Source organism: Bradyrhizobium sp. RT6a (assembly GCF_040547675.1).
Taxonomy (GTDB): Bacteria; Pseudomonadota; Alphaproteobacteria; order Rhizobiales; family Xanthobacteraceae; genus Bradyrhizobium.
Genome location: NZ_JBEPQC010000006.1, coordinates 282,197 through 302,307, shown reverse-complemented (window position 1 = coordinate 302,307; position 20,111 = coordinate 282,197). Strand labels below are relative to the sequence as shown.

17 protein-coding genes and 1 other RNA gene are annotated in these 20,111 nt (G+C 63.8%); 12 read left to right on the top strand and 6 right to left on the bottom strand.

Translation table 11 applies throughout. From position 1 onward, the window contains the following. Positions 1 to 114: 114 nt before the first annotated feature. From ABIC03_RS28980 to ABIC03_RS28965, 4 genes are all read left to right on the top strand, one after another. Complete coding sequence (locus tag ABIC03_RS28980; protein WP_354063102.1) at positions 115 to 1,935, top strand: sensor histidine kinase; 1,821 nt, start codon at positions 115 to 117, stop codon at positions 1,933 to 1,935. 302 nt (positions 1,936 to 2,237) lie between these two features. After that, the gene (locus tag ABIC03_RS28975; protein WP_275174292.1) at positions 2,238 to 2,702 is read left to right on the top strand and encodes a (2Fe-2S)-binding protein; all 465 of its coding nucleotides are present in this window, start codon (positions 2,238 to 2,240) and stop codon (positions 2,700 to 2,702) included. Between the two features lie 8 nt (positions 2,703 to 2,710). Beyond that, complete coding sequence (locus ABIC03_RS28970; protein WP_354063100.1) at positions 2,711 to 4,888, top strand: xanthine dehydrogenase family protein molybdopterin-binding subunit; 2,178 nt, start codon at positions 2,711 to 2,713, stop codon at positions 4,886 to 4,888. Further along, complete coding sequence (locus ABIC03_RS28965; RefSeq protein ID WP_354063098.1) at positions 4,885 to 6,228, top strand: c-type cytochrome; 1,344 nt, start codon at positions 4,885 to 4,887, stop codon at positions 6,226 to 6,228. The genes ABIC03_RS28970 and ABIC03_RS28965 overlap by 4 nt, the downstream gene beginning before the upstream one ends. A 218-nt stretch (positions 6,229 to 6,446) precedes the next feature. On the opposite strand, the gene ABIC03_RS28960 is transcribed toward ABIC03_RS28965, so the two are convergent. From ABIC03_RS28960 to ABIC03_RS28940, 5 genes are all read right to left on the bottom strand, one after another. Beyond that, positions 6,447 to 7,271: a TIGR00282 family metallophosphoesterase gene (locus tag ABIC03_RS28960; RefSeq protein WP_275174298.1), complete on the bottom strand. Its 825-nt coding sequence runs from the start codon at positions 7,269 to 7,271 to the stop codon at positions 6,447 to 6,449. After that, entirely contained in the window at positions 7,249 to 7,845 is a 597-nt protein-coding gene (locus tag ABIC03_RS28955; RefSeq protein ID WP_354063095.1) for a 5-formyltetrahydrofolate cyclo-ligase, read from the bottom strand. The genes ABIC03_RS28960 and ABIC03_RS28955 overlap by 23 nt, the downstream gene beginning before the upstream one ends. 192 nt (positions 7,846 to 8,037) lie before the next feature. Then, positions 8,038 to 8,197: non-coding RNA, 6S RNA (ssrS, locus tag ABIC03_RS28950), on the bottom strand. 48 nt (positions 8,198 to 8,245) lie between these two features. Then, complete coding sequence (locus ABIC03_RS28945) at positions 8,246 to 8,629, bottom strand: cell division protein ZapA (RefSeq protein WP_007599950.1); 384 nt, start codon at positions 8,627 to 8,629, stop codon at positions 8,246 to 8,248. Then, a complete protein-coding gene (locus tag ABIC03_RS28940; RefSeq protein WP_026232773.1) occupies positions 8,626 to 8,946 on the bottom strand; it encodes a DUF4164 domain-containing protein in 321 nt (106 codons plus the stop codon). Before ABIC03_RS28940 ends, ABIC03_RS28945 begins: the two co-directional genes overlap by 4 nt. Before the next feature lie 402 nt (positions 8,947 to 9,348). Between ABIC03_RS28940 and tkt the strand changes: the two genes are divergently transcribed. The 8 genes from tkt to ABIC03_RS28900 all read left to right on the top strand — a co-directional run bounded on the left by tkt (position 9,349) and on the right by ABIC03_RS28900 (position 18,881). Next, positions 9,349 to 11,334 (top strand): transketolase, encoded by a 1,986-nt coding sequence (tkt, locus tag ABIC03_RS28935; protein ID WP_275174301.1) that lies wholly within the window; start codon positions 9,349 to 9,351, stop codon positions 11,332 to 11,334. 146 nt (positions 11,335 to 11,480) lie between these two features. Then, complete coding sequence (gap, locus tag ABIC03_RS28930; protein WP_027515515.1) at positions 11,481 to 12,488, top strand: type I glyceraldehyde-3-phosphate dehydrogenase; 1,008 nt, start codon at positions 11,481 to 11,483, stop codon at positions 12,486 to 12,488. 126 nt (positions 12,489 to 12,614) lie between these two features. Beyond that, positions 12,615 to 13,811, top strand: coding sequence for a phosphoglycerate kinase (locus ABIC03_RS28925; RefSeq protein ID WP_354063092.1), 1,197 nt, complete (start codon positions 12,615 to 12,617; stop codon positions 13,809 to 13,811). Positions 13,812 to 13,878: 67 nt separating this feature from the next. Beyond that, entirely contained in the window at positions 13,879 to 14,946 is a 1,068-nt protein-coding gene (gene fba / locus ABIC03_RS28920) for a class II fructose-bisphosphate aldolase (RefSeq protein WP_354063090.1), read from the top strand. A gap of 212 nt (positions 14,947 to 15,158) precedes the next feature. Continuing rightward, positions 15,159 to 16,184 (top strand): class I fructose-bisphosphate aldolase, encoded by a 1,026-nt coding sequence (locus ABIC03_RS28915; RefSeq protein WP_354063088.1) that lies wholly within the window; start codon positions 15,159 to 15,161, stop codon positions 16,182 to 16,184. Positions 16,185 to 16,187: 3 nt separating this feature from the next. Then, the gene (locus tag ABIC03_RS28910) at positions 16,188 to 16,877 is read left to right on the top strand and encodes a thiamine phosphate synthase (protein WP_354063086.1); all 690 of its coding nucleotides are present in this window, start codon (positions 16,188 to 16,190) and stop codon (positions 16,875 to 16,877) included. Between the two features lie 8 nt (positions 16,878 to 16,885). Next, complete coding sequence (locus ABIC03_RS28905) at positions 16,886 to 17,983, top strand: tetratricopeptide repeat protein (protein ID WP_354063084.1); 1,098 nt, start codon at positions 16,886 to 16,888, stop codon at positions 17,981 to 17,983. A 112-nt stretch (positions 17,984 to 18,095) separates the two neighbouring features. Beyond that, positions 18,096 to 18,881, top strand: a complete 786-nt coding sequence (locus tag ABIC03_RS28900) for an inositol monophosphatase family protein (RefSeq protein WP_354063082.1) — start codon at positions 18,096 to 18,098, stop codon at positions 18,879 to 18,881. Positions 18,882 to 18,914: 33 nt separating this feature from the next. Here the strand turns inward: ABIC03_RS28900 and ABIC03_RS28895 are convergent, their stop codons facing one another. Next, positions 18,915 to 20,042: an AAA family ATPase gene (locus ABIC03_RS28895; protein ID WP_354063215.1), complete on the bottom strand. Its 1,128-nt coding sequence runs from the start codon at positions 20,040 to 20,042 to the stop codon at positions 18,915 to 18,917. Between the last annotated feature and the right edge of the window lie 69 nt (positions 20,043 to 20,111).

Genomic DNA, 20,111 nt, shown 5'->3' with positions numbered 1-20,111 from the left:
CCGCAGTTTCCCCTTGTTGCTAATCTAATCGAGCGGTTACGGTGCTCCACCTGGATCGGGGCTTGGAGTGCGATGCTTTTCTGGCTGCCTCCCTCACCATGGCGGACCCGTCCCGTGCGGAACCTCACCGCTGCGTTGACCGTCGCATTGTTGGTCGCGACGACAGGCCAAAGTTATGCAGCTGATCCAGCGCCGAAACGTGTTCTGATGCTGCATTCGTTCGGCCTTCGGTTCAAGCCTTGGACCGTTTATGCAGAGGCCATTCGATCTGAAATAAGTCGGCACAGCAAAGTGGAGTTTCAGGACCACTCGCTTGTGGTTGCTCGCCTGAATAACGACAAATCAGATGGTCCGTTCGTCGATTATCTTCACGCCCTTAATACCCAGAACCCGCCCGATCTGATCATGTCCATTGGCGCCCCAGCCGCCAATTTTGTCCAGCGGCACCGAAAAGAGCTTTTTCCAAATACGCCGATGGTCTTGACGGCTGTGGAGCGGCGGCGCGTGGCCTTCGATAAATTGGGCGAAAATGACACCGTGGTAGGGTCTACCAACAACACCATCGAGTTCTTCGAAAATATTCTGAGCGTCTTGCCTCTAACAACCACAATTGCAGTCGTAATTGGAGCATCTCCAAGCGAAACGTATTGGCTGGAAGAGACGCGCCGACGAACCGCGCCGCTGGCGGGGAGAGTACAAATTCGATACTACAATGAACTTTCATTTGAAGAAATTCAGAAGGACGCAGCGACCCTCCCGCCACATAGTGCGATCTTCTGGCTCTTGCTGAATGTTGACGCCGCGGGCGTGGCGTATGAGGGGCCCGGCGCGTTACTCCAACTTTCCAAGGTGGCCAACGCGCCGATCTTTACTCACGACCAATCTTTTTTTGGAGACGGCATCGTCGGTGGCCCCATGCATTCCGTGGTTGAGCAAAGCACCAAAGCCGCCACGGTCGCGCTTCGCATCCTCAATGGCGAAAAGATCGCCGACATCAAGCCATCATTCGTTGACGTTGCATCTCCCATATTCGACTGGCGACAAATGCAGCGATGGGGAATTGCCGAGCGCGATCTGCCGCCCGGTAGCGCCGTCTACTTCCGGGAGCCCACGTTGTGGGAGCGATATTGGTGGCAAATCACGTTCACTATCGCGCTTGTCCTCGCGCAAGCGGGACTGATCGCACTTTTGTTATTTGAGCATCGTCGGCGTCAATTCGCCGAAGTACAGTCGCGACAGCGGATGGCTGAACTGGCCCACGTCAATCGCTTCGCGACCGCTGGTGAACTGACCGCCTCGATTGCTCACGAGATCAACCAGCCGCTTGGGTCCATTCTGACGAACGCCGAAACCGCAGCCGCGATCCTGCAATCGCAGCGTCCCGATATCGCTGCACTTTCTGATGTTGTTGAACTCAGGGAAATTGTGAACGATATTGTACAGGATGACCGGCGTGCCACCGAGGTCATTCGCAGGATGCGCAGCCTCCTAAAAAAGGCGCCGTTCGAGTTGAAGAAATTGGACCTCAATGAGGAAAGCCGCACTATCAGCATCCGTACTGCGCGCGCCGATCAGTTTGCCGAGCTATCCGTATCAGATCGCGGACCCGGCATTCCAGAAGACAAGTTGAAACAGGTTTTCGAGCCGTTTTACACCAGCAAAGCCGAAGGCATGGGCATGGGCTTGTCCATTGCGCGCACCATTATCGAAGCGCACAACGGGTTCATATCAGCGAGTAATCGGGGAGCACGGCGGTGCCTCGTTCACGATCAGGCTTCCGTTTGTCGGTTGATTCAAAACGGCGCCCATACGCGGAGACCGACCCCTCACCAGAGTGAGCCTGCGTCTACCGGCGTCGCTGCCCTCTCCCACAAGGGGAGAGGGCACAACAATGAGCCGCTGCAATTGATCGCGTCAGAAGTGCTCGCCGTCTGACTTCCATAATCGCACGAGTTTCGTCATCGCATGATTTTGCGCATTCGCACGATCATCTGCGGCGATCAATGACGCTCGCGACGAAAAAACGTCAGAAAATGACGATTATCATATCAATTAGCCCAAAATCACCGCAGCGATCGCCGCACAAATTCGTGAACGTCATGGCCTGACGCTCACGCTCCGCAAATATGCATTGCCGGACATGTCGACGCTTCATCGTTTCGCATCGATATGATTATTGTGCGCGCGAATTCGCTGACTAGATCGCCGTAAGCGATCGAGCGAGCAAGGGGATGCATATGGCAACTGTTCTCACCATCAACGGCGAAACGAAATCGTTCGACGCGCCACCTGAAATGCCGCTGCTGTGGGTCCTGCGCGACGTCCTCGGGATGACCGGCACCAAATTCGGCTGCGGCATCGCGCAGTGCGGCGCCTGCACCGTGCACGTCGATGGCAAGGCAGTCCGCTCCTGCGTCTTGCCGGTCAGCGCGGTCGCGAACCGCGCCATCACCACGATCGAGCATGTCGGCAGCACGCCGGCCGGCGCAAAGGTGCAAAAGGCCTGGCTCGATGCCGAAGTGATCCAGTGCGGCTACTGCCAGTCCGGCCAGATCATGGCGGCCGCGGCACTGCTGGCGGCAACGCCCAGCCCTGACGATTCCGACATCGACGCCGCGATGGCCGGCAACATCTGCCGCTGCGGCACCTATGTGCGCATCCGCGAGGCCATCAAGCAGGCCGCCTCCGGCCGCCAGTCATGAGGTCCGCCATGATCGCAGACAAGACTCTTCCCGACGTTTCCCGCCGCTCGCTGCTAACTGGCGGTCTCGCGACCGGATTCCTGCTCGCCTTCCATCTGCCGCTGCGCGCCGCCGTCAACGAACCGGAGCAGCCGCGTGACACCACCGATGGCAAGTTCGCCCCGAACGCCTTCATCCGGATCGAAGACACTGGCCGCACCGTCCTGATCATGCCGCAGGTCGAGATGGGCCAGGGCATTTATACCTCGATCTCGATGATCCTGGCCGAAGAGCTCGACGCGGATTGGGCAAAGGTCGCGGTGCTGCACGCGCCGCCCAACGACCAGCTCTACGCCAATCCCGCCTTCGGCCTGCAGGCCACGGGTGGTTCAACCTCGATTCGTGCCTGGTGGAAGCCGCTGCGCACTGCCGGCGCCAGCGCGCGCGCGATGCTGGTGCAGGCCGCAGCGACGCAATGGCAGGTCGAGCCTGCAAGCTGCACCGCGTCAAAAGGCGAGGTCGTGCACGCCGCAAGCGGCCGCAAGCTCGGCTATGGCGAACTGGCACTGGCCGCACAGGGCAAGACGCCGCCGAAGGACGTGCCGCTCAAGGACCCCAAGGATTTCGTGATCATCGGCCAGCCCCTGAAGCGGCTCGACACGCCGGACAAGGTCAACGGCAAGGCCGTCTACGGCATCGACGCGATCCTTCCCGGCATGAAGATCGCCGCGATCGCCAATTGCCCGGTCTTCGGCGGCAAGGTCGGCAAGGTCGACGACAGTGCGGCTGTGAAAATCCCGGGGGTGCGCAAGGTCGTGGTGCTCGAGGACACGGTCGCCGTGATCGGCGACCACATGTGGGCCGCCAAGAAAGGCCTCGATGCACTCAAGATCGAGTGGAACGAGGGCCCGAACGCGAAGCTCAGCACAAATGACATCTGGCAGCATCTGCGCGCCGCCAGCGAGAAAGATGGGGTGGTCGCGAAATCGGTCGGCGACATCGCCAAGGGGCTCGCGAGCGGCGACAGGTTCGAGGCGAGCTTCGAACTGCCGTTCCTGGCGCACGCCTCGATGGAGCCGATCAATGCCACCGTTCACGTCAGGCCGGATGCCTGCGAGATCTGGACCGGGACGCAGATCATGACGCGCGTGCAGTCGGAGGCGGCGAAGGCCGCGGGCCTCCCGGTCGACAAGGTGATCGTCAACCAGCATCTGCTCGGTGGCGGCTTCGGCCGCAAGCTCGAGCCGGACATGGTGGTGGCCGCCGTGAAGATCGCAAAACAGGTCGACTATCCCGTCAAGGTGATATGGACTCGTGAGGAGGACATCCAGCACGACGTCTATCGCCCGGTCTACCGCGACCAGGTCACGGCGTCGCTGGTCGACGGCAAGGTCGCGGCCTGGAAGTATAAGGTCGCCGGCTCCGCCGTGCTGGCGCGCTGGCTGCCGCCGGCGTTCCAGAAAGGCATCGACATCGACGCGGTCGATGCCGCGGTGGATGCGCCCTACGACTTCGCCAACTTCCATGTCGAATATGTCCGCGCCGAACCGCCGGCGGTGCCCACCGGCTTCTGGCGCGGCGTCGGTCCGAACAACAACGTGTTCGCGGTCGAATGCGCGATGGACGAGCTCGCGCGCAAGGCCGGCAAGGATCCGGTCGAATTCCGCCGCTCGATGCTGACGAAGAATCCGCGCATGCTCGCGGTGCTCAATCTCGCGGCCGAGAAATCCGGCTGGGGCCAACCGCTGCCACCGCGCGTCGGTCGCGGCGTCTGCGTCCAGCCGTCGTTTGCAAGCTTCCTCGCCACCGTGGTGGAAGCGGAGATCGACGATATCGGCGAGATCGTGCTCCGCCGCATCACCTCGGTGGTCGACACCGGCATCGCGGTCAATCCTGATACGGTGAAGGCGCAGATCGAGGGCGGGCTAGTGTTCGGCCTCACCGCCGCGCTCTATGGCGAGATCACCATCGAGAAGGGCCGCGTGCAGCAGTCGAACTTCCACGACTACCGCATGATGCGCATCAACGAGACTCCGAAGATCGAGGTCTTCGTCGTCAAGAGCGGCGAGGCGCCCGGCGGCATCGGTGAGGCCGGCGTCAATGCTGGACCGCCGGCGCTGCGCAACGCCATTTACGCGGCAACCGGCGTGGCGCTGCGGCGCCTGCCGATCGATCAGAAACTGCTGGCTGCGGGGAAAAAGGCATGAGCGGCAAGATGCGTATCCTCACTGGCATCGTCGTGATCGCCATCGTGCTGGCGGGACTCGGCGTCTGGTTCATCCGCGGCCCCGGCCCGCTCGACTTCGCCGGCGGCCCCAAGGTGGCGCTGGCGGATTATCGCGCGGGCAAGCCGGCCGGCGTGCCGGCGAAGCTGGAGAAGGCTGGCATCGTCGAGCGCGGCGAATATCTCGCGAAGGCGGCCGATTGCATGGTCTGCCACAGCAAGCCGGGCGAGAAGGACTATTCCGGCGGGCTCGGCTTCAAGCTGCCGTTCGGCACGCTCTATTCGACCAACATCACGCCGGACAAGGACACCGGCATCGGCAATTACAGCGACCAGGATTTCCTCAACGCGGTCCAGCGCGGCAAGCGCCATGACGGCGCCCGGCTTTATCCGGCGATGCCGTACACGTCCTACACCTACATGACCGACGAGGACGTGCTGGCAGTGAAGGCCTATCTGTTCAGCCTGCCGGCGGTGCGTGCGAAGCCGCCCGAGAACACGCTGTCGTTCCCGTTCAACCAGCGCTGGGCCATGATTGTCTGGTCGGCCGTGTTCAATCCCGACACGCGCTTTGCGCCGGATACGTCGAAGAGCCCGGAGTGGAATCGCGGCGCCTATCTCGTGGAGGCGCTGGCGCATTGCGGCGAATGCCACACGCCGCGCAATCTCGGCTTTGCGTTGGACAACCGCAAGAAATTCGCAGGCGCAATCACGGCCGGCTGGCGCGCCTTCAACATCTCCTCCGACAAGGCCACTGGTCTCGGGAACTGGCGCGACGAGGACCTGATCTCCTATCTGTCGCTTGGCCATGCGCCGGGCCACGGCTCGGCGTCGGGTCCGATGGGTGAAGCGGTCGACCACAGTTTCAGCCAGTTCGCGCCTGAGGACATAAGCAGCATCGTCGCGTACTTGCGCAGCGTGCCGCCGCAGCCCTCGCCCGACCTGCCCGCAACCACCGCACCCGTTGCGCCCGCCTCGCACAAGGACGGTGTCACGGCGGACGCGCGCGGCAAGAAGATGTTCGCCAGCGCCTGCGCCAGCTGCCATGGCTGGAGCGGCGAGAGCCCGGTCTCGCCGATGGCGACGCTGACCGGCACCTGGGCCGTCAACGACCCCGCCGCCACCAACGTCGCGCAGATCGTGCTGTCAGGCACCAAGCGCCACACGCCGGATGGGGCACTGTCGATGCCCGCGTTCGGCAAGACGTATAGCGATGACGAGATTGCCGCGGTCGCGAATTACGTCACGGCGCGGTTCGGGACGAAGGGCTCGAAGCTCACGGCGAAGGATGTTGCGGAGTTGAGGGAGCAGACGGCGGAGTAGTGGCGCAGCGGGATTGATGCGCAATCGCGCGTCAATCTCTACTGTCGTCCCGGACAAGCGCAGCGGAGCGGAGCGCAGATCCGGGACCCATACCCACAGGAAGTCGTTTGGCGAAGATTCGGAGTGGGAGCTGTGCCTCACACTACTCCCTGGGGTTATGTGTCCCGGCCCCCGTGCGCAATTGCGCACTAGGCCGGGACGACACTGAATTTGTCGCTTCAGCTCAACCAGAATTTCGGCGTCGCGGGCTCCAGCCGGCCGCCCGCGCGCACCGGCGCGATGCGCAGTGCTAGCCCCGTCGCATCATCCGTCTCCACGGCCACGCCGCTGAGCGTCGCGGCACCCGCTGCCGGCTCGAACCTCCCCGACGGGATCCCTGACGTGAACCTCCGCAGCGGCTCCTCCTTCTGCATGCCGATGATGGAATCGTAGTCGCCGGTCATGCCGGCATCGGTCATGTAGGCGGTGCCGCCCGACAGGATCTGGTGGTCGGCGGTCGGCACATGGGTGTGGGTGCCGACGACGAGGCTGGCGCGGCCATCGCAGAAGAAGCCGATGCCCTGCTTCTCGCTGCTCGCCTCGCAATGGAAATCGACGACGATGGCGTCCGCGGCAACGCCGAGCGGACAGGCACCGAGCTCGCGCTCCAGCGCTGCGAAGGGATCGTCGAACGGGGTCATGAAGACGCGGCCCAAAGCGTTGACGACGAGCGCGTGCTTGCCGTTCTTGGTCTCGACCAATGCGGCGCCGCGGCCGGGCGTACCGCGCGGATAGTTCGCCGGCCGCACCAGGCGCTCGGCGCGCTCGATGAACACAAGCGCTTCGCGCTGGTCCCAGGAGTGATTGCCGAGCGTCACCGCGTCGGCGCCGGCGTCGAGAAACTCCTGATAGATCGCTTCCGTGATGCCGAAGCCGCCGGCGGAATTCTCGCCGTTGACGACGACGAGATCGAGCGACCAGTCCTTGACCATGCCGGGCAGATATTCGGCGATGGCATTGCGCCCGGCACGGCCGACGACATCACCCACGAACAGAATGCGCAACTTCAGAACTCCGGAAATCGAATACGTCCGATTCCGTTAGCACATAATCCAGCGCTACGTCGTGGGATAGTGCCGGAACCGCCTTGATCTCCTGCGCTGCAAAAGCGAGCCCGATGCCGACGATAGTCTTGGCTTTTCGCAGATGCGCGAAAGTGTGGTCGTAATGCCCCGCGCCATAACCGATGCGATGGCCGAGACGATCGAAGGCAGCGAGCGGCGTCAGCATGATGTCGGGAATGACTTCAGCGGCCCCAGGCGACGGCTCGGGAATGCCGAGCGGGCCGAGCATCAGGCGATCGTTCGGATGAAAGACGCGGAAGATCAGTGCCTGGCCGCGGGCGGTGACGCAAGGCAGCGCCAGCCTGGCACCCTGCTCGGCGAGCTTCTTCAGCAGCGGCATCGGATCGATCTCGCTGCGGATCGGCGAATAGCCCGAGACGATGCTGCCAGGCAGGAGCTGGAACGGCAGCCCGCGCTTGGCGAGCTTGGCGGCGGCCGCGGTGCGTTTCTTTTCGCTCAGCGCATCGCGCGCCGCGAGGGCCTTGGCACGGAGTTCGGCTTTGGTGTTGGTCATGCGCGCTTGCTCCGAAGGCTGAGCCTTGCTCCGCCGTCATCGCCCGCGGAGGCGGGCGATCCAGTATTCCAGAGACGCCAGTAATCAAACGTCGACGCCGCGGCGTACTGGATGCCCCGGTCAAGCCGGGGCATGACACTGCCGGTTTGTCGTGGGCCATTCGACAAGAACGCATTGCCAAGCAAACAAAAGTGCGAAGCCGCGAACGCCGTTGAAGCACTCGATCCCGGAGTTCCCTACGAAAGTAGGTGGGCACCATATGTCCGAGCCCACGGGCCCGGCCAGGGACAGTTCCCTAAAGGATCGATAAGGCCCCGGGGATAATGGCTCCTGACGCGCGTCGCAGCCTCGCTCGGGCAATGTAACAACGATACTGACGAATCGCCAGCCCGGTGAAGGGTCAGCCGATGGCGATCCCGTTGCCGACGGTCCGGTTCAGGACCTGGGTCGACTTCTCGATGCGCTCGGCCGCAGAGTTCAGTGCGTTCACGACGGCGGTCTGGGTCAAGCGGGCGCGCTCGACGGCGGCGTTGCGGAAATCCCGCAATTCGGTCAGCTCCTGCTCCATGGTCCGGATGCGGTTGCCGGCGTCAACCAATTCGTCGCAGACGGTCAGCGCCGCCATCACGGTGAGCCTGGCATCACCGATCTCGCCGAACTTTCCGCGCAGCGACTGAATCCGCGTCTCCAGGCTTTCGGCGAGCTTGAGCAGCCGCACCTCCTGGCCTTCCTCGCAGGCCATGCGGTATTGCCGGCCGTTGATGGTGACGTTGATGTGGCTCATCCGTCCTCTCCGGTATCGAGCACCGAACGTATCGTGACGATCGCGGAATCCAGCCGATCGGAGATCTCGCGGCTGGAGCGCTCGAGCTTGCGCGCCTTCACCAGCGCGCCGTCGAGCTCGTCGGCAAGCCGCGAGCGGTCCGCGCCCAGCGCCTGAATCCGCGCCGCGAGCTCGTTCTCGTCGCGATCGGCGTCACGCCGCCGCTCCACCGCGCTTTCGAGCGAGTCGAGCGCCGCCATGAGCCTGCGGGTCGCGATCTCGATCTCGACGGCCGAGGACTCGGTCATGGCAGAGCTGTTGGATACGCGATCGTTCATGCAGTCAGCGGCGGAACCTGTGGCCTTGCCCTTGGGCTTTTCCTTTGGGCATTTACCTTGGAGCTTGCCGTCCGGCAAAAGACTCGGTTCGGCAAGCGGTTAGAAGCAGAAATTTACGTGGCAAGCTAGCGGAGCGCAACGCCGCCACGAAACTATGCACTGATAGATCGGGATGGGCTTCACCCCGATCTATCAGTTCCTGCCGGGCATGATCTGGCCGGAAAACCGGCCTCCACTTTTCCGGATCATGCCGTAAGCAACTTTTGCGGCCAAACCGGCGTTTGATTGCCTTGGCCTGCCGGAACCGAGATGCTATCCCAGCCGCGACCCCAGCGGCCGAAAGGCTCCTTCCGGCGCGGCGAATCCAGCCACAAGCGCCTCATTTCAGACGGATTTTCAGACATGACGCAGGTCGATCACAACCGTATGGCCAATGCGATCCGCGGCCTTGCCATGGACGGCGTCGAGAAGGCGAAATCGGGTCATCCGGGCCTACCGATGGGCGCCGCCGACATGGCGACCGTGCTGTTCACGCAATTCCTGAAATTCGACGTCGCCGCGCTGGACTGGCCGGACCGCGACCGCTTCGTGCTCTCGGCCGGGCACGGCTCAATGCTGATCTATTCGCTGCTGTATCTGATCGGCAGCCCCGAGATGACGATCGACCAGCTCAAGGACTTTCGCCAGCTGGGATCGCTGACACCCGGACATCCGGAGCACGGCCACACCAAGGGCATCGAGACCACCACCGGTCCGCTCGGCCAGGGCATTTCCACCGCCGTTGGCATGGCGCTCGCCGAGAAGATGCTCGCCGCCGAATTCGGCAAGAAGATCGTCGATCACCACACCTATGTGATCGCTTCCGACGGCGATTTGATGGAAGGCGTGTCGCAGGAAGCGATCGCGATGGCCGGGCACTGGAAGCTCAACAAGCTCATCGTGCTGTATGACGACAACGGCATCTCGATCGACGGTCCGACCTCGATCTCCGATTCCGTGGACCAGGTGAAGCGCTTCAAGTCGGCGGGTTGGGCGGCCGAGAAGATCGACGGCCACGACCAGGCCGCAATCGCCGCCGCGATCACGCGCGCGCAGAAATCAAACAAGCCCACGCTGATTGCGTGCCGCACCACCATCGGTTTCGGCGCCCCGCACAAGGCCGGCACCAACAAGGTCCACGGCGAAGCGCTCGGTGCCGACGAGCTCAAGGCGGCCAAGGAAAATCTCGGCATTTCGCTGGAGCCGTTCTCGGTGCCCGACGACGTGCTGAAAGCTTGGCGCGCGGCCGGCAGCCGTGGCGCGGCGGCACGACAGGAATGGGAAGCAAGGCTCGGTGAACTCGGCAGCCGCAAGCGCGCCGAGTTCGAGCGTCGCCTGCGCCACGAGCGCCCGGCCGCGCTGGCGAAGGCGTTCAAAGGCTACAAGAAGGAGCTGCTGGAAAAGCCGATGACCGCGGCGACCCGCAAATCCTCCGAAGCCGTGATCGAAGTGATTGCCGGCGCGATGCCGATGGAATTTTTGGCGGGCTCGGCCGACCTCACCGGCTCCAACAACAACAAGGCGAAGTCGGCAACCGCGTTCTCGGCCAAGACGCCGAAGGGCCGCTTCATCCATTACGGCATCCGCGAACACGGCATGTGCGCGGCGATGAACGGCATCTTCCTGCACGGCGGTTTTGCACCGAACGGCGCGACCTTCCTAGTGTTCACGGACTACGCGCGGCCCGCGATGCGGCTCGCCGCGTTGATGGGGACCGGGGTCGTTTACGTCATGACCCATGATTCCATCGGTCTCGGCGAAGACGGCCCGACCCACCAGCCGGTCGAACATCTCTCGGCGCTTCGCGCCATTCCCAACATGCGCGTGTTCCGTCCCTGCGATTCCATCGAGGTTGCCGAGTGCTGGGAGCTCGCGCTCAACCGCATCGACGGCCCGACAGTGCTGGCGCTGACCCGGCAGAACCTGCCGCAACTGCGCACCACCGCACCGAACGAGAGCCCCTGCCGGTTTGGTGCCTACGAACTGGTCGCCGCCCAAGGCGAAGCCAAGGCGACGCTGTTCGCCTCGGGCTCCGAAGTGGAGATGGCCGTGGCCGCCCAGAAGCAGCTCGCCGAGCGCGGCATTCCGACCCGGGTGGTTTCGGTTCCCTCGCTCGAGCTCCTGCTAGCGCAACCAAAGGAGCGCCGCGACGAGATCATCGGCAACGCCCCGGTCAAGGTCGCGATCGAGGCCGCCGTGCGCTGGGGCTGGGACGCCGTGATCGGCCAGGATGGCGAATTTATCGGCATGCACTCCTTCGGTGCCAGCGCCCCTCTCAACAAGGTATTCCAGCACTTTGGCATTACCGCCGAGGCCGCGGTTAACGCCGTTCTGAAACGCGTTTCCTGAGAGTTGAGATTGCCGAAAAAAAGGACTACCTAACTCTCATATGATCAAGCCCCGCCCGGCCGAACCGGGCGTCCGCCCTAAAAAAACCCTTGCAGGCGCGCTAGCGCGTTGTGCGGGATGACAACGGTCATTGAAGGAGACGAAACATGGCAGTCCGCGTCGGAATCAACGGTTTTGGCCGCATCGGCCGCAACATCCTGCGGGCCATCGCTGAGTCCGGCCGCAAGGACATCGAGGTCGTCGGCATCAACGACCTCGGCCCGGTCGAAACCAACGCCCATCTGCTTCGCTTCGACAGCGTCCATGGCCGTTTCCCCGGCACCGTGACCGTCGATGGCGACACGATCAGCCTCGGCGGCAACAAGATCAAGGTGACCGCCGAGCGCGATCCCTCGAAGCTGCCCTGGAAGGATCTCGGCATCGACATCGCGATGGAATGCACCGGCATCTTCACCTCGAAGGACAAGGCCTCCGCGCATCTGACCGCCGGCGCCAAGCGCGTGCTGGTGTCCGCGCCCGCCGACGGCGCCGACGCCACCATCGTCTACGGCGTCAACCACGACACGCTGACCCGGGAACATCTGGTCGTCTCCAACGGCTCCTGCACCACCAACTGTCTTGCGCCGATCGCCAAGGTGCTGAACGACCTGGTCGGCATCGAGACCGGCTTCATGACCACGATCCACGCCTACACCGGCGACCAGCCGACACTCGACACCATGCACAAGGATCTCTATCGCGGCCGCGCGGCTGCGATGTCGATGATCCCGACCTCGACCGGCGCCGCCAAGGCGATCGGCCTCGTGCTGCCGGAACTGAAGGGCAAGCTCGACGGCGTCGCGATCCGCGTGCCGACCCCGAACGTCTCGGTCGTCGACCTCAAGATCGTCGCCAAGCGCGCCACCGATCCGAAGGAAATCAACGAGGCGATGAAGCGTGCCTCCGAGCAGCAGCTCAAGGGCATCCTCGGCTACACCACCGCGCCGAACGTCTCGATCGACTTCAACCACGACCCGCACTCCTCGACGTTCCACATGGACCAGACCAAGGTGCAGAACGGCACGCTGGTGCGCGTGATGTCCTGGTACGACAACGAGTGGGGTTTCTCGAACCGCATGGCGGACACCGCTGTCGCGATGGCGAAGGTGATCTAACTCCGCAGCTGTTTCGTCATTCCGGGATGGTCCGAAGGACCAGACCCGGAATCTCGAGATTCCGGGTTCGCGCTGTGCGCGCGCCCGGAATGACCTCCTAGAGGCCCGGGACAAGAGAGCCCAGAGATGACCAACAAATTCCGCACCCTCGACGACGTCGACGTGAAGGGCAAGCGCGTGCTGCTGCGCGTCGATCTCAACGTGCCCATGGAGAACGGGCGCGTCAGCGACGCGACCCGGCTCGAGCGCGTTGCGCCGACCATCACCGAAATCTCGGACAAGGGCGGCAAGGTCATCCTGCTCGCGCATTTCGGCCGGCCGAAAGGGCGCGATGCCAAGGACTCGCTCAAGCCCGTTGCCGAGGCGCTCGCCAAGGTCGTGAAGAAGCCCGTCGCCTTCGCCGACGACTGCATCGGCGAGCCCGCAGCCAAGGCCGTTGCCGGACTGAAGGACGGCGACATCCTCTGTCTGGAAAACACCCGCTTCCACAAAGAGGAAGAGAAGAACGATCCCGCCTTTGTCGCGGAGCTCGCAAAACTCGGCGACATCTGGGTCAACGACGCGTTCTCGGCCGCGCACCGCGCCCACGCCTCGACCGAAGGCCTCGGCCACAAGCTGCCCGCCTATGCCGGCCGCACCATGCAGGCCGAACTGGTCGCGCTGGAGAAGGCGCTGGGCTCACCGACCAAGCCCGTCATCGCAATCATCGGCGGTGCCAAGGTCTCGACCAAGATCGACCTGCTCGAAAACCTGGTGACCAAGGTCGACGCGCTGGTGATCGGCGGCGGCATGGCCAACACCTTCCTGCACGCCCAGGGCGTCGGCATCGGCAAGTCGCTGGCGGAGAAGGATCTCGCCGCGACCGCGCTGCGCATCATGGAAAAGGCGGAAGCCGCCAACTGCGCCATCATCCTGCCGGTCGACGCCACCGTCGCCTATCATTTCGCGGCCAACGCGCCGTCGCACGCCTATGGCCTCGACGCGATCCCGGCCGACGGCATGATCCTCGACGTCGGTCCGCAATCGATCGCGCGTGTCCATGCCGCGATCGACGATGCAGCGACGCTGGTCTGGAACGGACCGCTCGGCGCCTTCGAGATGCAGCCATTCGACCGCGGCACGATGTCCGCCGCCAAGCACGCGGCCGAGCGCACCAAAGCCAAGAAGCTGATCTCGATCGCGGGCGGCGGCGACACCGTGGCGGCGCTCAACCAGGCCCATGTGGCCGGTCATTTCACCTATGTCTCGACCGCCGGTGGCGCATTTCTTGAATGGATGGAAGGCAAGCCCCTGCCCGGCGTCGAAGTTCTGCGCACCAAGTAATCGGTCGGCAATTCGTCAGCCGCCTTCAAGCAGTGGCCTTGCAGGCCCAAACGGGAGAAAAACACAGATGGCTCGGATCACGTTGCGTCAATTGCTCGACCATGCGGCGGAGAACGATTACGGCGTCCCGGCCTTCAACATCAACAACATGGAGCAGGCGCTGGCGATCATGGACGCGGCCAACCAGGTCGACGCGCCCGTCATCATCCAAGCCTCGCGCGGTGCGCGCTCCTATGCCAACGACGTCATGCTCAAGCACATGATGGACGCGGTGACCGAGATCTATCCGCACATCCCGGTCTGCGTGCATCTCGACCACGGCAACGAGCCGGCAACCTGCATGACCGCGATCCAGGCCGGCTTCACCTCTGTCATGATGGACGGCTCGCTCAAGGCTGACGGCAAGACCCCCGGCGACTGGGGCTACAATGTCGGCGTCACCAAGACCGTGACCGACATGGCCCATCTCGGCGGCATCTCGGTCGAGGGCGAGCTCGGCGTGCTCGGCTCGCTCGAGACCGGCATGGGCGACAAGGAAGACGGCCACGGGGCCGAGGGCAAGCTCAGCCACGACCAGCTCCTGACCAATCCGGATGAAGCGGTGAAGTTCGTCCAGGAGACCCAGGTCGACGCGCTCGCGATCGCGATGGGGACGTCTCACGGCGCCTACAAGTTCACCCGCAAGCCCGACGGCGACATCCTCGCCATGAACGTGATCGAGGAGATCCACCGCAAGCTGCCGAACATGCATCTCGTCATGCACGGCTCCTCGTCGGTGCCACAGGACCTCCAGGACATCATCAACACCTATGGCGGCAAGATGAAGCCGACCTGGGGCGTGCCGGTGGCCGAGATCCAGCGCGGCATCAAGAACGGCGTGCGCAAGATCAACATCGACACCGACAACCGCATGGCGATGACCGGCCAGATCCGGAAAGTGCTCAAGGACAATCCGGAAGAGTTCGACCCGCGCAAGTACCTGAAGCCCGCAATGGAAGCGATGACCAAGCTGTGCAAGCAGCGGCTCCAGGAATTCAATGCCGCAGGCCAAGCCTCCAAGATCAAGAAGGTGCTGACGACGGCCGAGATGGCCAAGCGCTACGCCAAGGGCGAGCTCGCCCCGAAGGTGGCGTAAGGCCTCAACCACATCCTTCCGTCATTCCGGGGCACGCGGAGCGTGAGCCCGGAATCCATGACCACAGCCTGCGGTTATGGATTCCGGGCCTGCGCCTTTCGGCGCATCCCGGAATGACAGCGGCGCCCCTGCGACGAACGTTAACTCGGCATTTGCCCGAGAACGGTCTATTTTCACCGGCAAGGGCAGAATCGTTTTGGGAGGACATCTCGATGAATCTGACTGAGCTCAACAGGATCGCGGCCGCCATGGTCGCGCCCGGCAAGGGCATCCTTGCCGCCGACGAATCCTCCGGCACCATCAAGAAGCGTTTCGACGCAATCGGCGTGGAATCGACCGAGGAGAACCGCCGCGATTATCGCGAGATGTTGTTCCGCTCGAACGAAGCCATGAGCCGGTACATCTCCGGCGTCATCCTCTACGACGAGACGATCTGGCAGAACGCGAAGGACGGCACGCCGCTGGTCAAGCTGATCGAACAGAGCGGCGCCATTCCCGGCATCAAGGTCGATGAGGGCACGCAACCCCTGCCGATGTGCCCGGGAGAGCTCGTCACCGTCGGGCTCGACAAGCTCGCCGAGCGTTTGAAGAAATATTACGAGCGCGGCGCCCGCTTCGCCAAATGGCGCGCCGTGATCGACATCGGCAGCGGTATTCCCTCGATGACCGCGATCAGCGTCAACGCCCACGCGCTGGCGCGCTATGCCGCGTTGTGCCAGGCCGCGCAGATCGTGCCGATCGTCGAGCCCGAAGTGCTGATGGACGGCGATCACGACATCGACCGCTGCTATGAGGTGACGAGCCGCGTGCTCAACAAGACGTTCCAGGAATTGCGCGTACAGCGCGTCGCGCTCGAGGGCATGGTGCTAAAGCCGAACATGGCCATCTCCGGCAAAAAGTGCGCGAAGCAGGCCTCCGTCGAAGAGGTCGCGGAGAAGACCATACGGCTGCTTAGGGCGTGCGTGCCAGCGGCGGTACCCGGCATCGCCTTCCTCTCCGGCGGCCAGTCGGATGAAGAGGCGACGGCGCATCTCAACGCCATGCACAAGCTCGGCCCGCTGCCGTGGGGCCTGACCTTCTCCTACGGTCGCGCACTCCAGGCCGCGCCGCAGAAGGCCTGGTCGGGCAAGGCCGAGAACGTCGCGGCCGGACAAAACGCATTCAGTCACCGCGCGCGCATGAATGGCCTCGCCTCCAAAGGCGAATGGCAAAGCAGCCTGGAAAAGAAAGCGGCCTAGATCTTGTCGAACAAATCTCCTCCGCCGCGCCCGGCGCCGCGCCTTTATCTCGCGACGCCTGTCGTCGACGATCCCGCTTCGCTTCTGGCCGAGCTGCCTGGCCTGCTCGCCGCCGCCGACGTCGCGGCCGTGCTGCTGCGGCTGAAGGTGACCGATCAGCGCACCATGATCTCGCGGATCAAAGCCTTGGCGCCGCCGGTTCAGAAAGCGGGCGCCGCGCTGCTCGTCGACGGCCATCCTGAGCTCGTCGCACGCGGCGGCGCCGACGGCGCGCATCTGCCCGGCATCGCCGCGCTGAAGGAGGCGCTGCCATCGCTGAAGCCCGACCGCATCGCGGGCGTCGGCGGGCTGACGACGCGGCACCATTCCATGGATGCGGGCGAGATCGGCGCGGACTACGTGCTGTTCGGCGAGCCCGACGCAAAGGGCCAGCGGCCGTCGTCGCAAGCGATCGCCGAGCGGCTGGACTGGTGGGCCGAGCTGTTCGAGCCGCCCTGCGTCGGCTTTGCCATCTCGCTGGAAGAGGCCCACGAATTCGCCGTCAGCGGCGCCGATTTCGTGCTGGTGGGCGACTTCATCTGGGCCGATCCGCGCGGACCCAAGGCCGCGCTGGTCGAGATAGATGCTGCTATCAAGAAGGCCCATGCGACTGCGCTTGCAGGCCAAAATCCTGCGGGTCAAGAGCACGGCTAGCGCCCGACATGAAGCTCCCGCGGATCACCCTCCTGGCCACGCTGCTGCTGCTGACGCCGCCCGCGGCCGCGCAGCTCCGGATCACGCCGCCCGTGGCAACGCCGAGCCCTTCGGCCGAGAAATCCAAGGACAAGCCGAAGGCCACGCCGCACACCATCACCAAGAAGAAGGAAGCGGCGCCGGCGCCCAAACCCTCAGCCTCCCCCAAGCCTTCAGCGTCCCCAAAGCCTGCTCCGGCCGCGACTGTGATTCCGGCGCCTCCGGCCGACAATCCCAACGTCGATCTGGTGTACGGCGCCTATCAGCGCGGCCAGTACAAGACCGCCTTCGATCTCGCCACGGCCCGTGCCGAAACCGGCGATGCCAAGGCAATGACCATGCTGGGTGAGCTCTATTCCAACGCCATGGGCATCCGGCGCGACTATGCCAAGGCGCTGCAATGGTACAAGCGCGCCTCCGACGCCGGCGACCGCGAGGCGATGTTCGCGCTCGCCATGCTGAGGATCTCCGGCCGTGGCGGCCCGGTCGACAAGAACGAGGCGGTCAAGCTGATGGCGTCCGCCGCCAAGCTCGGCGAGCCCAAGGCGGCCTATAACCTCGCGCTGCTCTATCTCGACGGGCAGACCCTGCCGCAGGACGTCAAACGCTCCGCCGAGCTGCTGCGCCAGGCCGCTGATGCCGGCCTGCCCGAGGCGCAATACGCGCTCGCGACCTTCTACAAGGAAGGCACTGGCGTGCCGAAGGATCTGGAACGGGCGGTGCGTCTGCTTCAGGTCGCCACTCTGACCGACAATGTCGATGCCGAGGTCGAATACGCCATCGCACTGTTCAACGGCACCGGCACGCCGAAGAACCAGCCGGCGGCCGTAGCCCTGCTCCGCAAGGCGTCCCGCCAGGGCAGCGCGATCGCGCAGAACCGGCTGGCCTGGGTGCTGATCAACGGCATGGGCACGGCCGTGGACAAGGTCGAGGGCTTTAAATGGCATCTGGTGGCCAAGACCGCCGGCAAGGGCGATCCGGAGCTGGACAAGCAATTGTCGGATTTGCCGCCCGAGGACCGGGCCAAGGCCGAGGCTGCCGCCAGGAAATGGCTCGGGACCAAATGACTTGGCGCCGAATGAACTGAAGCAATGACTTGACGTTGGCCCCCTCGCAGGGCACCCCATCCTTCAAACAGGCGCGATTTCGCGCCATTTCCCCCGATCAAGACCAGAGCTCATGCTGTATTCCGCAACTATCAACGTCATGGTCAAGGCCGCGCGCCGCGCCGGCCGCAGCCTCAAGCGCGATCTCGGCGAGATCGAGCATCTCCAGGTCTCGCTGAAGGGACCGGCGAATTTCGTCTCGCTGGCCGACAAGCGCGCCGAGGAGATCCTCTACCAGGATCTCGCCAAGGCGCGGCCCGGTTACGGCTTCATCGGCGAGGAAGGCGGCACGCGCGAGGGCTCCGACGAGAGCCACACCTGGATCGTCGATCCGCTCGACGGCACCACCAACTTCCTGCACGGCATCCCGCAATTCGCGATCTCGATCGGGCTTTCGCGCGAAGGCACGATCATCGCCGGTGTGATCTACAACCCCGCCAATGACGAGCTCTACATCGCCGAGCGCGGCAAGGGCGCCTTCCTCAACGACCAGCGCCTGCGCGTGGCCGGCCGCCGCCAGCTCAACGAATGCGTGGTGGCCTGCGGCCTGCCCCATATCGGCCGCGGCGACCACGAGGAATTCCGCCGCGAGATGACCGCGATGCAGGAGCGCGTCGCCGGCCTGCGCCGCTTCGGCGCCGCCTCGCTCGATCTGGCCTTCGTCGCCGCCGGCCGCCTCGACGGCTACTGGGAGCGCAACTTGCAATCCTGGGACATCGCGGCGGGCATGATCATGCTGCGCGAAGCGGGCGGCACGATCACCGACATCGACACGCCGGGCGATGCGCTGGTGACGGGCAATGTCGTGTGCGGGAATGAATTCGTGCACGGGGAATTGGTGAAGATCTTGCGGAAGTAGGCCGCAGTAGCACGACGGCTCCATCTGCCGCGGCTAATCGTCGTCCTCGTCGGGTTCGTCGTCGCGATATTCACCACCGATGGTCAGGCCCTCGATGGCCGTGGCGCCTTTCGACTTGATCACCCGGCGAAGCGGGACCGAACTCTCGCTTCGCAGCGCGTCCATCAACTGTTCCGAATGGGTGACGATCCAGATGTCGGCGCGGCGTGATGCCTTGGCGATGAGACGGGCCAGCGGCGCCAGCAGCGACGGATGCAGGCTGGTCTCGGGTTCGTTCAGCGCGATGAACGGCGGCAGCCGATAGCCCATGAACACCGCGAGCAGACAGATGTATTTGAGCGTCCCATCGGATAGTTCATGAGCCCTGAACGGCCGCGGCATATCCGGCAATTGCAGATCGAATTCACACCTGCCATTTTCTTCCCAAGCGCGGAGTTCGGCGCCCGGGAATGCATCCTGGATTGCGTCCTGCAGGTCGTTGGCGTCTTCCCGAATGACGTAGAGGGTCGCCAGGGTGGCAGCCAAATCGATGCCATCGGCGCTGAGCGAGGGCGTTGCGATCGCGAGACAAGGCTTTCGTATCGGTGACGCCGGATCGGTGCGAAAGTCATGATAGAATCGCCAGCCCAGCATTGCATTTCTGATCAGGTCGATTTCCGGGCACTGCTTGCCATCGGAAAAAGCCGCAAGCGCGGTCTCTGACGGCAGCACCGCATCCTTGTGAGCGATCCAGGCGCCGCTCTCGCCGCGGACGCTGATGAGCGAATTGACCCGCTCCATCAGCTTGACCGTGCGTTTGCCGCGCGTCATTTCGATCATTTCGGCCTTGATCATCGGCTCGCCGGAAAACGCGGCCTGAAGCGGGCTGGGAAACCCGAGCTCGATGAAATACCTCATGCTGTCGAATGTGGCCGACAGCCGCAGCCGCCCATCTTCGCCTCGTTTGCGTAGGCCGGAGCAGCAGACCGAATTCAATCCGCCTTCATCGGCGATCGTGCGGGTGATTTGACCGGTCGCCGCGTCGCGCAACAGCGATAAGGACTTGTAGAGATTGGACTTGCCGACTCCATTTTCGCCGACAAACACCGACAGGGGATGGATGGGTATGGAGAGCCGCCGAATGGAGCGATAGTTCGAGATCGCAATTTCGCTCGGACGCATGACATGCTTTCGATCGGCGGGTGCCTGTGCATTCGCGGCACAGTTCGAAGACGTTTTTTCAATCCAGGG